The following is a 14,932-nucleotide window of genomic DNA, read 5'->3' on the forward strand; positions in this document are numbered from 1 at the left end:
AAAACGACAAATAAGCGAGATACTGTGCTGTCTCTGACAGCATATTTCACATTATAAAAAACTGGTAGTGACTGAGTTCCGGCCAAACCGGGACCCTGGAGTGAAACATAATGCAAAAAATAATGGTATTTCTGACGTTTATGCTGGCCTTTAGCACCAGCCTTTTTGCTTCTGACACAGAGCTTTGGCAAGAGTCTACCCTGAATGAAATCATTGAGCGCAAAACCCTCCGTGTTGGCATGGAAGCGGGCTACATGCCTTTTGAAATGACCAATAAACGCGGTGATATTGTCGGCTTTGATGTAGACATTGCCCGTCAGATGGCCAAAGCCATGGGTGTTGAGCTGGAACTGGTCAACACTGCTTGGGATGGAATCATTCCTGCCCTGCTGACCGGCAAGTTTGATATTATTATGTCCGGCATGACCCTGACTCCTCAGCGTAACCTGCAGATCAACTTTGCCCAGCCTTACATTGTCGTCGGTCAAAGTATCCTGCTGCGCAAGGGGCTGGAAGGTGAAATCAAGAGCTACAAGGATCTGAATAACAAGAAGTACACTGTTGCTACCAAATTGGGTACTACCGGTGAACAGGCGACCAAACGTTACCTGAGTAAAGCCAATATTCGCCTGTTTGAAACAGAAGCCGATGGTGCTCTGGAAGTTGCTAACGGCAAGGCAGATGCTTTCGTTTATGACTTTCCTTTCAATGCGATTTACTCCAGCCAGAACGAAGGAAAGCTGACTCATCTGGACACCGCCTTCACTCATGAGCCTCTGGCCTGGGGTATTCGTAAAGGTGATCCTGATTTTGAAAACTGGCTGAATAACTTTATGAGTCAGATCAAGGCCGATGGCACCTACGATAAGATTTATGCCAAGTGGTTCCAAAGCTCCGAATGGCAGAAGACTCTGAACTAAGTGCTGAGCAGTAAACCCTTGACCGGCCGTCCGCTGCAAATGGAAAAACAACCGAACCAGGTTTTGTGGAACCTGGTTTTCGGTGCGTTATTGCTGCTGATGGGCGTGGGTATCTATAAGTCAAGCCAATCGATTGAGTATATCTGGCGCTGGGAGCGCATTCCTCAGTACGTTTTCTTCAAGGCAGAAAATCCACTCAGGGCTGAATACGACGGCACTGTTAAAACCAACGACAGTGGACAACTTGTTCTGGTGAATGACTTTGATGACTCAGAGCAGACGGTCATTAAAGGCTTTGCCGACGTTCAGGTTTATGACGGTGATCTGGTCTTTGAAGGGGATTTGCTGGCTGTCAATTATGAATGGAAGGCCGGACCCATAGCCAATGGTTTGGTGATGACCATAAAGCTGTCGCTGGTCTCTATTGTCTTTGCCATTCTCCTGGGAGTGATTTCAGGGTTGGCGAGAATTTCTCCCAATCCGGCGTTGAGAAATCTCTCGATACTCTATATCGAGGTGATTCGTGGCACCCCGTTGCTGGTGCAGATTTTCATTGTTTATTTCTTTATTGGTACGGTTCTTCATCTGGATCGCTTTACAGCCGGTGTTGCAGCACTGTCGATCTTCACCGGCGCCTACATTGCAGAGATTATTCGAGCCGGTATTGAGTCGATTCACAAAGGTCAGATGGAGGCTGGGCGCAGTCTTGGAATGAGTCGTGGTGCAACCCTGCGCTATATCATTCTGCCCCAGGCTTTTAAACGTGTTCTGCCACCGCTGGCTGGTCAGTTTATTAACCTGATCAAGGACTCTTCACTGGTTTCGGTGATTTCCCTGACCGATCTGACCAAAGCCGGTCGGGAAACGGTGAGCAGTACCTTCAGTCCCTTTGAAGTCTGGTTCACGGTTGCGGTACTTTACCTGGTACTGACCGGTATCCTGTCGTTTGTCGTCAGAAGAATGGAGGTGAAGTATGCTGCAAGAAACTGACGCTATCATTTCCGTGACGAGCATTCACAAGGTCTACCCCAATGGGGTTCATGCCCTGAAAAATGTCAGTCAGACCATCAGGGAAGGAGAGGTGGTGGTTGTGGTTGGGCCCAGTGGCTCGGGCAAGTCGACTTTTCTGCGTACCCTGAATCAGCTGGAAACTATCAATGCCGGTGAAATTGTCGTGGACGGAATCTCCCTGACCACGCCCGGTGATGTCAATAAGTTGAGGGAAGAAGTGGGCATGGTGTTCCAGTCCTTCAACCTGTTTCCTCACCTGAGCGTACTGGACAACATCTGTCTTGCACCGATGAAAGTGCGTGGTATCTCCAGAAGCGACGCTGAAGACAGGGCCTTAGCATTGTTGGCCAAAGTCGGTTTGTCTGACAAAGCCAGGAGTTTTCCACCTCAATTATCGGGTGGTCAGCAGCAGCGTGTAGCCATAGCCCGGGCACTGGCCATGCAGCCGAAGATCATGTTGTTTGATGAGCCGACTTCAGCACTGGACCCGGAAATGGTCGGTGAGGTTCTGGAGGTGATGAAACAACTGGCTCGCTCAGGTATGACGATGGTTGTGGTCACTCACGAAATGGGCTTTGCCCGTGAAGTGGCCGACCGGGTTCTGTTTATGGAGTCCGGTGAGCTGTTGGAAGACAGTGTTCCTGATAGCTTTTTTGGGAGTCCTGACAGTGAACGCCTGCAGGCTTTTCTGAGTCAGGTCATCTGAGTCATCACTGGGTTCTGGAAGATATGGCTTTGTGGATTCAGGGCCATGCCTTCCAGTGCAGCATGACTCCCTTTAGCGGTAATACAGGGCCAGTAATGGCAAAATGCCCAGTGGCAGCCAGGCAGAAGCGACCCGATTGGATTCGGAGGACAGTCTTAATTCAGGGGGTATGCATTTGCAGGTACTCTGTCCGTCAATCCAGCTGACTTTTGCATCCCGCCATGTGCCACCCTGTGCCTTGCAAACGGGAAGCTTACTGTTCTTGTGTGAATCGCCTCCCGGACAAGCAAGAAAGTAATACCTGGCACACCCTTGAAAATTATCATAATTGTTCGATTCTTCCAGATGCACTTGCCAGACAGTCTTGCCATTTTCATCGGTGTCGGGAGCACATTGCTGACCCCAGGGTGAATCAGATACACAGTCATCGCGGCTCGGACACAGAGGTTCAACAACATTCAGTGTGTGCCAGGTAGCGTCAACAAACCAGAGGCGTCCGGTTTTTTGATCGACCTCAAGACCTGCAATCTGGCCTGCGGGCGTTTGAATGCAGCCTATGTAGGTATGGTTTCCTGTAGTGTCGAGACTTATGGCGTGGATCTTTCCGGTCTCAGAATCGCTGACAAACAGCCTCTTGTTAGAAATAACCAGACCGCTGGGGCTTTTTAGTTCAAGTCCGGCGACACTGAGTTCGGTGAAGCTGGCACCTACTATTCTGGTATAGGCGGCATATTTTTCACGCCATTCATTTTCGGGCTTTACATCCCCCTCTTCGGTTCCGCTTTCAGTATCAAGAACGTTAATTACGCCTTTTGCTGGATTGGCTACAAACAAATACTTCTCGTACCTGGCCATTTGTCCGGGGACAATATTGCTTCCGGGCTTTAAGTTCATGGTTGTATTGGCGTACCGATACAGAAAGGCATGGGTATGTTCATGTCCACCATAGCCATGGGAGCGGGTAATATTGCTGTACACAATACTTCCATATTTAGAGTCGGGGCCTGCGTCCCACGACCAGTAACCCGCTTGCCTGCCTTCCCAGGTGATACCCATTGCGTAGGGTTCCTGATGAAGCATGTCGATATGGGAACCAAAAGGTTTTGTGGCGAGATCATCCGGAAAAAAATCATTGTTTTTAATCGCAAAGGTTTTAAGGTTGTTTTCCCAAAGAGTCGGTCCCATAAAGTCCGAGCAGGTTCGCTGAGTGAAATCGTATCCCATAAAGGCAGATGCCGTGTAATCGTTACAGCTACCACCCGTGGTAGCAAATGTTCCGGTCTGGCTTATATTATGAACCTCCTGCCCTTCGAATTGCGGGACATCACCCAGGGTGGGTGAGCCACCAAAGGCGATATCAGTGGGTCGGTGCATGAAATGACAGGAAGCCAGGTCACGACGATGTTCCGGTTTGTATGAAGAAGCGGACTTTACACCGGGACAGTAAAAAATACTTATGCTGTCATCGCCGCTGTTCAGCACAAAGAACTGACCTCTTGCATTGGGGTTCTCTGCCACTGCTACAGGCTTGTTCAGGCCTCCGATTCTGGAACTACCCCATTGACGAATTGATGGGCCGAAATGGCCATTTTTTAGTCTGGGTCCAAACTCCGGTATACAATCCTTTTCATCATCAGAAGGTTTGCAGCGTTTATCGACAGGACATCGACCATATCCTGCCGATGCTCCGCCGGGTTTAACAATGAGAGAACAATCAGCAGACTGAGACCTGGCCGGTGTTGCATTCATCGACAATGGCAGAATCGCCAGGGTGAGAAAAAACAACTGTCGTCGCGTCACTGAGTCTGGTTTGAAGAAGTTACAATTTTTGAAATTCATAGAGCACACTTCTCTAAAAAGGTTTAGTTTCTGAGGTGCTCATTCAAAGTAGCTTGCTTCGGGGCAGTTTCCAGTAAATCCATAAAACCCCGGGGGATCCAGCCCTGGTACTCATCCGGCGAGTCCACGTTGTCCTTGAAAGGCATTTCCAGAGTTGTAGACAGACAGTCGAAGCGTTCAGCCAGGGCTGCCCGGCTCCAGGATAATCAGGCTCTGTTGATCAGCTCCACATCGGGTAATGGATATTCATCCACCACCACTTTGTCGACAGCGGGCATGACTTCCGCTTTGCCTTTGACCACCGTTTTGCCGTTCTGGTTCACTACGTTCGTGGAGATAGTGGCGCGTTTGCGACGTTCATTAATCTCAATCACTTCCAATTCAACGGTTACCGTGTCACCGATTTTGACAGGACGCATGAATTTCACTTCCTGTGACAGGTAAATGCCGCCGGGACCGGGCAGTCGGGTGGCGAGGGCACAGGAGATCAGGGATGACGTCCACATTCCATGAGCAATACGACCCTCAAACTGAGTCTTGGCGGCATAATCCTTGTCCAGATGCACAGGATTGGTATCGCCGGAAACCTTGGCGAACAGCAGCAGATCCTGCTCGGTCAGTGTCCGGGTCAGAGTATCTTTATCCCCGATTTTTAGCTCATCAAACGGGGTGTTTTCCAGTTTGCGCATTATCATTGGCCCTTAAAGGCAACATAACAAGAAAGGGCGGCAGTAAACACTACCGGCTGACAAATCCATTAATGCCGCGAAAAGCTTTTTACGATCATGACTCTGTGAGCTCCGGGGCGGAATTATTCACTGAGCAATATTCCTGACTCATGACTGTTTGATTGATCCATTGTAACAAGCGTTTTATTACTTGCTGAGAATTCGTTTCGTTCAACATTTCGTGACGGCCTTCAGGATACAGGCTCAGTGTGACATTTCTTAAACCGGCTTTCCGTAATGCTTTGGTAAGTTTCTGTTGCCCCAAGGGAGCGCTGACTGGATCTTTTTCACCGCCCATGACCAGAAAAGGCAGCTTCGATTCGATTTGTTTAAGATGGTAGGTGGCCCCGATATGAAGTAAACCCTGGAAAAGGTCGTGCCACAATTGATTGCTGCAGGAGAAACCACAGAACTCATCGGAGATATAATCATCCACCGCTTGTGGGTCTCTGCTGAGCCAGTCAAACTCAGTACGGTTTGGCTTGAATCGGCGGTTATAACTGGAGAAGGTTAGTTGTTTGATCAGGGGGCTTATGCCTTTCTTGCCCTGTCTCAGGCATTCCAGTTTGGCGACCAGCAGGCCGACTTCCAGTAACAGCCTGGGGGCATAATTTGAGCCAGAGAGAATAGCTCCAGCCAGCCTGGGAGTGTGATGGATCAGGTAGCTCTGCAAGATATAGCTCCCCATACTGTGACCCATGAGAACCAGCGGGGCGTTGGGAAACTTTTTCTGAATAAACTCAACAACGGTTGCCAGATCATCCACTACTTTATGCCAGCCTCGTTGCCCGGCGAAATAGCCTGCACCCTCTTGCTCAATACAAGCGCCATGCCCTCTATGATCATGGGCGAAGACAAGGTAGCCTGCCTGATTCAGTTCTGAGGCAAAAGAGCGGTAACGCTGTCCATATTCCGCCATGCCATGGCTGATGTGAACAATGCCTTTGCGGTCCACACATTCAGGCAGGTTATTCCAGCAATAGAGAGGAATGCTGTGGTCGTCGCTTTTCAGTGTGTAGATTTTCATGCCGTGGAGCTGCTCTCGTTATTGTTGAATTTTTGCTCTTTAGCCATGACTACAGGTTAGTACCTCTATAAGACAGGCGAGACAGGGCGGCTCAAGACTTATAAAGTCAGAGGACACTTTATGGCAAAAATGAAACAATTAGTAAATGGTTTAACGATTTTTTCTACCGGCTCACTACCGGGAAAACAGAAAAAATGATCATCTTCGACACCCCGTCGCTTCTGGCGAATGACTCTCAGAAGCCGCTTCATTCCCTGCAAGCGTATGAAAGAAAATCGGATATCAGAGCCCGGACCGAGTATAATTGGGCGTTTTGATTGAAATGCATTTTCCGGGAGATATGAGTGTCCGGCCGAAACAGCCCTGAGCCTATCCAGAGCCCTGAGCCCACCCAGCGTCAAGAAAGGTCATCGCCCAGCGAACATTCCCCAGAGCGCGACCCTGCAAAGGGCGGCCAGCTAAACAAGAAAGCATTATACGACGCTCTGGAGCAGTGCATGCTCAGGGATCGTTTTCCTGTTCGCAGGCAGATTCAGAGACTGAAAACCGGCGACCAGACAGCGATGGATAAGCTGCAGGAAAGAATCAATCGATCCACTTGCAGAGTTCAGGAAAGGCGACAGGCTGTGCCTGACATTGAATACGATGAGGCGCTGCCCGTCGTAGCCCGTCGTGATGAGATCCGTAAGGCGATTGAAAAACATCAGGTGGTTGTTATTGCTGGCGAAACAGGTTCCGGTAAAACCACTCAGATTCCGAAAATCTGTCTGGAAGCTGGCCGGGGTATCGTTGGCCAGATAGGTCACACCCAGCCGAGAAGACTGGCCGCGCGATCAGTCGCCAGCCGGATAGCGCAGGAGCTGAAAGTGCCTGTGGGAGAGCAGGTAGGTTATCAGGTTCGATTCAGCGATCACGGTAATGAGAACACCCTGATTAAACTGATGACCGACGGTATTCTGCTGGCAGAGATTCAGAATGATCGTTTTCTGAACCGCTACGATACCCTCATTATTGATGAAGCCCATGAGCGCAGTCTGAATATTGATTTCCTGCTGGGTTATCTGAAAATTCTGTTACCCAAACGACCTGACCTGAAGTTGATTATTACTTCGGCCACCATTGATGTTGAGCGTTTCTCCAAACATTTTGATAATGCGCCTGTTATTGAGGTTTCTGGCCGAACCTATCCCGTGGAAGTCAATTATCGCCCCATGGAAGATCTGGAGCTGGAAGGTCGGGATGCCGACCTGAGAGTTCAACAGGGTATATTATCCTGTCTGCGGGAGATTGAGCATCTGGAACGTTCCGGCAAAGGCGGACGTCTGGGGAATGTGCTGGTCTTTCTCAGCGGTGAACGGGAAATCCGGGAAACCAATAAATTCCTCAAGGATGCGCGGCTGGCTCATACCGAGATTCTTCCCCTTTATGCCCGCCTGTCTGCAGCAGAACAGAACCGCATCTTTCAGCCTCATGGTGGCGGTCGAAGAGTGATCCTGTCTACCAATGTAGCGGAAACCTCCCTGACCGTGCCGGGTATTCGCTACGTTATAGACCCGGGTACGGCAAGAATCAGCCGTTACAGTGTCCGTTCAAAAGTTCAGCGGCTACCTGTTGAACCGATATCCCAGGCTTCTGCCAATCAGCGAAAAGGGCGATGTGGTCGTGTAGCAGAGGGTGTTTGCTACCGACTTTATTCTGAAGAAGACTTTCTGGGGCGTCCTGAATTTACCGATGCCGAAATTGTCAGAACCAATCTGGCGGCGGTTATTTTGCAGATGCTGCGGTTGGGTCTGGGTGATATTGCGGCCTTTCCTTTTGTTGATGCACCTGATGCCAGGGCGATCAACGACGGTTTCAAGCTGTTGCAGGAGCTGGGTGCCGTCAGTGATAAACGACGTATGACTCGAATCGGACAGCAGATCTCCAGATTGCCGGTAGATCCCCGAATGGCTCGAATGCTGGTGGAAGCGGATAAAAACCGTGCTCTTGGCGAATTGCTCGTCATCACCAGTGCCCTGGCCATTCAGGACCCAAGAGAGCGTCCGGCAGAGAAAAAGCAGGCTGCCGATCAGCGGCACCGTGAACATTATCACGACGACTCCGACTTTATGAGCCTGGTACAGCTCTGGAATACCTATGAAGAACAGCGTCAGACGCTGTCCCAGAACCAGTTGCGTAAATATTGCAAACAACAGTTCCTGTCGTTTATGAGAATGCGAGAGTGGCGGGACCTGCATCGACAATTAGCGCTGGCCTGCAAAGAAGTCGGTCTGAAAACCAATGAAGACGAGGCCAGTTACGCCGATATTCATAAATCCCTGCTGGCGGGTTTGCTGTCTCACCTGGGTAGCAAAGATGACGACGCAGATTATATGGGAGCACGTAACCGTCGTTTTTATGTGTTCCCGTCTTCAACGCTTTATAAGCGCAAGCCCAAGTGGTTGATGACGGCGGAGCTGGTGGAGACCTCCAGGCTGTTCGCCCGCACTAATGCCAAAGTGGAGCCCCAGTGGATTGAGCCGCTGGCGGGTCATCTGATCAAAAGAAATTATTTTGAGCCCCACTGGGAGAAGAAAAGAGCCCAGGTGGTGGCTTTTGAGCAGGTGACTTTATACGGCCTGATTATTGTTGGTCGTCGTCGGGTCGGTTATGGCGCCATTGATCCCGTGGTATCCCGTGAGATTTTTATCCGGGAAGCTCTGGTGGAGGGGCATTATCATTCACAGGGCAAGTTCCAGTCTCACAACCTGTCGTTGATTCAGGAAGTGGATGAACTGGAAGCCAAGTCTCGACGCAGAGATATTCTGGTCGACCCGGAAACTCTTTATCAATTCTACGATGAGAAGCTGCCAGCCAATCTCCACAACGGAGCGGGTTTTGAAAAGTGGCGAAAAGAGGCTGAGAAACAGGATGCTCAGCTGTTGTACCTCACCAAAGAGTATCTGATGAGGCATGATGCTGATGAGGTGACCGAGAACAAGTACCCCGACCTTTTCCGCTGGGAAGGGTTGGAATTGCCGCTGTCGTATCATTTTGAGCCAGGTGCTCTGGATGATGGGGTGACGCTGACATTACCGGTACAGGCACTGAGACTATTGCCTAAACACCGGCTGGAATGGCTGGTGCCCGGTATGCTTTACGACAAGTGTGTGGCCCTGGTACGAGCCTTGCCCAAGGCGGTGCGCAAAAACTTTGTCCCGGTACCGGATTATGTTCGGGGCGCTATGGAGTCTATGTCTATCTGCGATGAGCCACTGACCGATATTCTGGGTCATCATCTGCATCGTATGTCCGGCATGCGCATTCTGGATGAGCACTGGGACACTGATGATCTGCCCGATCATTTGCAGATGAACTTTCGGCTGATGGATGAAAGCGGGAAGGTGCTGGGGCAGGGCCGTGATCTGATCAAGCTCAAAGAAAAGTTTGGTCGCGAGTCTGAAGACAGTATGCGCAGACTCACGGACAGTTCATTACAGCAGGAAGGTTTGAAAGATTGGAGCTGTGGTGAACTGCCGGAAGAGATAACCCGCAAAGTGGGGGGGCTGGTGCTAAAAAGCTATCCGGCTCTGGTGGATCAGAACAGCTCTGTGGCCGTTAAACTGTTTGAAGACAAAGCTATGGCTGAAGCGACTCACCGTATGGGGGTGACTCGTCTGCTTCAGTTCAGGCTGTCCAAACAGCTGAAGTTTGCCTTGTCGAAAATGAACCATCTGAAACAGGTGAAACTGCTGACCACGGGCATCGTGCAGGCCAGAGCACTGGAGGAAGACCTTCAGGCGTTTGTGATTTCGGAGGTGTTTGTTCGAGATCCTGCCCTGTTATCCGGGAATAATGGGCCGAGGGATGAAGCGGCTTTCAATGCTCTGATTGAAGATCGAAAAGGTCACCTGGTGCCTTTTGCCGAAGAGGTCGATGGCCTGTTGTTTGAGATTTTCCAGAAGACTCACAACATCAGCAAGCAGCTGAAGGGCAAAATATCCTTTGATCGGGCATTTTCACTTTCCGATATCAAACAGCATCTGGGGCGGCTGATCTGTCCCGGTTTTCTCTGTGATGCAGGCATTGAGTGGCTCAGGCACTATCCAAGGTTCCTCGAAGGCATTGAGGTAAGACTGGAGAAACTGCCTGCCCAGGTCAATAAAGACCGGGCCTGGTCAGAGGAGCTGGCTACCCTTTTCAAAGCCTGGGAAAAGCGTAGAGCCATTCATGAGAAGCATAAAATTGTTGATGAAAACCTGATGCTTTATCGCTGGATGCTAGAGGAGTACCGCGTCTCGTTATTTGCCCAGAAACTGGGAACCCGTTTCCCGGTATCCGACAAACGCCTCAGGAAACTCTGGCTGGAGGTTCAGGAAGTCTGAAAAAAGTCGTTAACCTTCAGAGAAAGTCGTTAAACACAGTTTGGCAGGGAGGCCACACCCATGAAAAAGCTTTTGAAGGGGGCTATTCTGATCCTGGCTGCTTTGGGGCTTGGTTTTACCGTTGCCAATGAGATGGATCTTTTTGAAGAGCAAAATGATACTGACTCCGGGCAGCACGGCTATGACGCAGAAGATCTGTATCACAATGAAACGACTCAGTATCCGGACCCGTACTTTGACTCAGAAGGTGAGGATGAGGCTGATGAAGAAAGGTTCGATGAAGAAAGGTACGATGAAGACAAGTACGATGATGACGAATACAGTGATGATTCTGATCATGATCAAAGCGTCGCAGAGCAGGACTATTAATACCTTCTGCAGTCAATATTCTGCAAGGGCATAGTTTTCACCATGCGCTTGCAGTCAAAAGATAAACTGAAATCAGAAAAGCGAATGCTGGCTTGCCAGTAGAGGGTATGGCGTCACTTACAAGATACTCAAGGTTACCCTCACTTGCTATATTCACGGTCAGGATCGATTTCAATACCTGCACGCTTCCTTGCTCAGGAAATGCTTCAAAGACATAAACATCACCGTTATTATATTTTGGTTTTAAAATAACTAAATGATGAACTCCACTCTGACATGGCCAGCTATTGACGACTTCACCTTCGTCACCCAATCGGGTAATGACACTGTTGGCTTCGCAAAATGCAACGATTGGAAAATCTGATTCCTTGTAAATATAGAGATTCTGACTCTCGTTATAGCGAACATTCCAAACGAGTTCAAAAGGTTGTTTAATTGAATGGCTATGCGTCGTTGGAACGGTTGTTGGATAAGTTTTTACCACGGGGTAAGTCGTTGCTTCAGAATAGTTCCCTGTCTCAGTGTGGTTTGTTGTTTCAGTGTAATTGCTTGTCTCAGAATAAGTCGTTGGTTCAGGGTAAGTGGTTATTACAGGATGAGTGGTTGTTTCAGTTTTTTCGTTAATGCATTCGGGGCCATAGGTTTTGCAGATATACACAGCAAGGCGCATGTTATGAGATCTGCAATGACCGCCTTCAAGGCTATTGAGTGAAGATTCAGACCCATTTGCTGTGGATATATAATAGTAGATATGACCTGGTAAATAGACAGGTTTACCGGTACCGTATTCCCTGAAAACTTCCCTGTGTGAACTGAAATGAAGGGGTTTTCGACATGTCTTCAAGGGCCAGCTTGTGGGCTTGCTGGCATCCACTTTACATTGCTCATAATCGGCTTTATCAACTAGCCACAGGTTATCATATAGGTCGTTATCTGTTTTAAAACCCGTTGTCCGCTTCAGAAAGAGATGAGTATTGTCACAAATAAAATAGACTATTGATTCAGATCTTACGAATAGGGTTTTATTCTCATTCTTTGAGAAACTACTGGCCATCCAAAATATTGAAGGGTTGAAAGTAGATGCTTGAGCTTTAAACAGAAGTAGCAGCAAGGCGAGTCCAAACAAGTTCACTACAATGCAATTGCTCCATGAAATGTGGAAATACTGACGGATCATAACAGGTACCTGACCTTTTTTGAAAACACCGCACTGTATAGCACTACATTGGCTTGTGCGCCATGACCGTCTTACCCATAATATGCGAATCAGGATTCTTGTTCATCCTGAGCGGAGTCGAAGGATGTGGACTCAGTATCCTGCAAGTGCATGGTGTTTTACCATGCGCTTGCCGTTAAAACATACAATGAAATCAGAAAAGCAAATGCTGGCTTACCGGGAGACGGGGTTGCTTCACTTGCAAGATATTTGACGTTATCTGCACTTCCTATATTCACGGTCAGGGATGATTTCCGTACCTGCAAGCTCCGTTGTTCGGGTAGGGCTTCAAAGATATAAACGTCACCATTATTATATTCTGGTTGTAAAATAACTAAATGCTGGTCCCCATTCTGACATGGCCAGCTCTTGATGTATTCGCCTTCATCGCCCAACCGGTAAATGACACTGTTAGTTTCGCACAGTGCAACGATTGGAAACTCTGATGTGCTGTGAATATACAGATTCTGATTCTCGTTATAGCGAACACTCCAAATGATTTCGAAAGGTTGTTTAATTGAATGACTGTACGTCGTTGGAATGGTTGTTGGGTAAGTTGTTGTCACGGGGTAAGTCGTTGCTTCAGAATAGTTTCCTGTCTGAGTGACATTCGCTGTCTCAGTGTGGTTTGTTGTTTCAGTGTAGTTTGTTGTTTCAGTGTAATTGCTTGTCTCAGAATAAGGGTAAGTGGTTATTACAGGATGAGTCGTTGTTTCAGTTTTTTTATCAGTGCATTTGGGGTCATCATGGGTTTCACAGACATATACGGCAAGGCGCATGTTATGAGATCTGCAGTGACCGCCTTCAAGGTCACCGAGTGAAGATTCAGCCCCATTTGCTGTGGATATATAATAGTAGAATTGACCCGGTAAATAGACTGGGAGATTGCCAGCACCGTATTCTCTAAAAATTACTCTGTATGTATTTAATTCAAAAGGTTTTCGACACAGCTCCAAACGCCTGCTTGTGGGCTTGCTGACATTCACTTTGCATTGCTCATAGTCGGCTTTATCAACTAGCCACAGGTTATCATACAGTTCGTTTTTGCTTTTAGGATGCACTGCTGGCTTCAGAAAGATATGAGTATTGTCACAAATAAAATAGACTATTGCTTCAGGTATTACGAATAGAGTTTTATTCTCATTCTTTGAAAAATCACTGGCCATCCAAAATATTGAAGGGTAGTGATCAGTCGCCTGAGCCTTAAACAGAAGTAGCAGTAAGGCGACTCCAAACAAATTTGCTGCAATGCAATTCCTCCATGAAATGCGGAAATACTGACGGATCATAACAGGCACCTGACCTTTTTTGAAAACACCGGACTCTATAGCACTACATTGGCTTGTACGCCATGATAAATAACCAAACCTCCGTAAGAGCAGGCTCTTCAGGGCATCAAAGACTCGGTGAACTCGTAAACGTTTAGCGAAAAGATAAAAGACATGGGTATGCAAGAATTTCTGCTATTTTTGTCCTTGAGCTTTATTGAGGAAAAAACATGAAGCTTGTTTTATTTGGGTTCGTACTGTTATTTAACCTGTTGCCGGTGTGTTATGCGATAGATGAATACGAAAGCATTTTTTTTTATAAGGATTTATTTTCGCACGAGGTGAATACGACTCTATACGTATCTTTAAACTCAAAGATAAGGTTTATTTGCCCAAACTCTTACATTGCTGTAAGGAAAAGTATTAAAAGTCGACAAAGCTCTAATCTGTTCGAAAATATATGGTTGGTAGAGAACAAAACGAGCTACGATAACTGTCGGGTTGATAAAAAGTATGATCCTAAGGCAGAGCTTTTTTTATGTAATAAACCTCATTCTTTGACTTATTTGACACTGCTTTTTCTTGAAAAATATTTCGATTCTACAGGGGTATTTGAAGGGGGCAAAGATTACTATTTGATATCCACATCCAATGGTCTTGAGTCTTCAATCAATAGCCGTGAAGGTGGAAACTGTCTTAGACATAATATGCGCATCAGGATTCATGTCTGTAAATCATTTGCTGATCCTGATCCCAACTGCGGTGGACCCTATGATCCCAAGTCAAATATTTGTCCTGCAACCAATCCTGTTGCTGATCCTGTTGCTGATCCTGTTGCTGATCCTGTTGCTGATCCTGGTCGCGTGACGACTCTTGCTCCGTTGACGACTCCTGTTCCTACCACTATTTCCGAGACCTATGATGACACTGTCGCTGATACCACAACAGTGACTCAAGCGACCACTGCCGGGGCTGCTGAGTCCACTTCAGCCGGATATCATCATCCACCGGCACGATCCATTGAGTTAGTGTGGCTGATCGGCTACAACCAGACTCAAACCGAACATATTTCAGATGCAGCAAATCACCCGCTGGTGGCACTTTGTGAAGCGCCCAACAGCAAGGTCCGCCTGCTGAACGATAAAGGAACCATAGTTGATAGCTGGTTATGTCAGTATGCAGGCGAGCGCCTGGTTATTCTCAAACCCGAATACCAAAATGGTGACGTTTATCAGTTTGAGGCATTAGCCGAGTATGGCAGCGTCAGGCCATGGAAATCGACCCTGACAGTTAATGTAGGCAATGCAGGTAACTTCAGGCAACGCCTTATCAGTGAAGCAAACTCCCTCTATCACCTGCCGGGATTTGCCTTTTTGGTCTCAATGTATCTTATTGCTGCAAGAGCATTCTGACATGCTTAGGAATAGTCCCAGGCTCTTGAATAGTGATGCCTGCGTTTTATGGGAGGTGAGCAGTACTGTCAT

Annotated in this window: 11 protein-coding genes; 6 read left to right on the forward strand and 5 right to left on the reverse strand. The window is 48.0% G+C overall.

Features of this window, described 5'->3' with window-relative positions:
- Positions 1–110 precede the first annotated feature (110 nt).
- From ACO6VG_RS15520 to ACO6VG_RS15530, 3 genes are read left to right on the forward strand one after another with little or no spacing between them, the layout of a single operon-like run.
- Positions 111–920: a transporter substrate-binding domain-containing protein gene (locus ACO6VG_RS15520; RefSeq protein ID WP_422133128.1), complete on the forward strand. Its 810-nt coding sequence runs from the start codon at positions 111–113 to the stop codon at positions 918–920.
- A gap of 18 nt (positions 921–938) precedes the next feature.
- Entirely contained in the window at positions 939–1,910 is a 972-nt protein-coding gene (locus ACO6VG_RS15525) for an amino acid ABC transporter permease (RefSeq protein WP_422137554.1), read from the forward strand.
- Between the two features lie 4 nt (positions 1,911–1,914).
- Positions 1,915–2,637, forward strand: coding sequence for an amino acid ABC transporter ATP-binding protein (locus tag ACO6VG_RS15530; protein ID WP_422137086.1), 723 nt, complete (start codon positions 1,915–1,917; stop codon positions 2,635–2,637).
- 72 nt (positions 2,638–2,709) lie between these two features.
- On the opposite strand, the gene ACO6VG_RS15535 is transcribed toward ACO6VG_RS15530, so the two are convergent.
- The 3 genes from ACO6VG_RS15535 to ACO6VG_RS15545 form a co-directional block, all read right to left on the reverse strand.
- A complete protein-coding gene (locus tag ACO6VG_RS15535; RefSeq protein ID WP_422410619.1) occupies positions 2,710–4,476 on the reverse strand; it encodes a hypothetical protein in 1,767 nt (588 codons plus the stop codon).
- A gap of 206 nt (positions 4,477–4,682) precedes the next feature.
- A complete protein-coding gene (locus ACO6VG_RS15540) occupies positions 4,683–5,165 on the reverse strand; it encodes a MaoC family dehydratase (protein ID WP_422133132.1) in 483 nt (160 codons plus the stop codon).
- A 94-nt stretch (positions 5,166–5,259) separates the two neighbouring features.
- Positions 5,260–6,231, reverse strand: a complete 972-nt coding sequence (locus ACO6VG_RS15545; protein ID WP_422410617.1) for an alpha/beta hydrolase — start codon at positions 6,229–6,231, stop codon at positions 5,260–5,262.
- 344 nt (positions 6,232–6,575) lie between these two features.
- On the opposite strand from ACO6VG_RS15545, the gene hrpA reads away from it, so the two are divergent.
- Both hrpA and ACO6VG_RS15555 read left to right on the forward strand, forming a co-directional pair.
- Complete coding sequence (hrpA, locus tag ACO6VG_RS15550; RefSeq protein ID WP_422474631.1) at positions 6,576–10,595, forward strand: ATP-dependent RNA helicase HrpA; 4,020 nt, start codon at positions 6,576–6,578, stop codon at positions 10,593–10,595.
- Between the two features lie 60 nt (positions 10,596–10,655).
- Positions 10,656–10,964, forward strand: coding sequence for a hypothetical protein (locus ACO6VG_RS15555; protein ID WP_422133135.1), 309 nt, complete (start codon positions 10,656–10,658; stop codon positions 10,962–10,964).
- Positions 10,965–11,001: 37 nt separating this feature from the next.
- Here ACO6VG_RS15555 and ACO6VG_RS15560 read toward each other — a convergent pair whose 3' ends face one another.
- Positions 11,002–12,141: a hypothetical protein gene (locus tag ACO6VG_RS15560; RefSeq protein ID WP_422474633.1), complete on the reverse strand. Its 1,140-nt coding sequence runs from the start codon at positions 12,139–12,141 to the stop codon at positions 11,002–11,004.
- Between the two features lie 158 nt (positions 12,142–12,299).
- Positions 12,300–13,469 (reverse strand): hypothetical protein, encoded by a 1,170-nt coding sequence (locus ACO6VG_RS15565; protein WP_422133137.1) that lies wholly within the window; start codon positions 13,467–13,469, stop codon positions 12,300–12,302.
- 614 nt (positions 13,470–14,083) lie between these two features.
- Between ACO6VG_RS15565 and ACO6VG_RS15570 the strand changes: the two genes are divergently transcribed.
- Positions 14,084–14,860 carry a hypothetical protein gene (locus ACO6VG_RS15570; protein ID WP_422474635.1) on the forward strand — a complete coding sequence of 259 codons (777 nt, stop codon included), beginning with the start codon at positions 14,084–14,086 and terminating at the stop codon, positions 14,858–14,860.
- Positions 14,861–14,932: the final 72 nt, after the last annotated feature.

The organism is Endozoicomonas sp. ALB032 (genome assembly GCF_049310125.1).
Taxonomy (GTDB): domain Bacteria; phylum Pseudomonadota; class Gammaproteobacteria; order Pseudomonadales; family Endozoicomonadaceae; genus Endozoicomonas_A.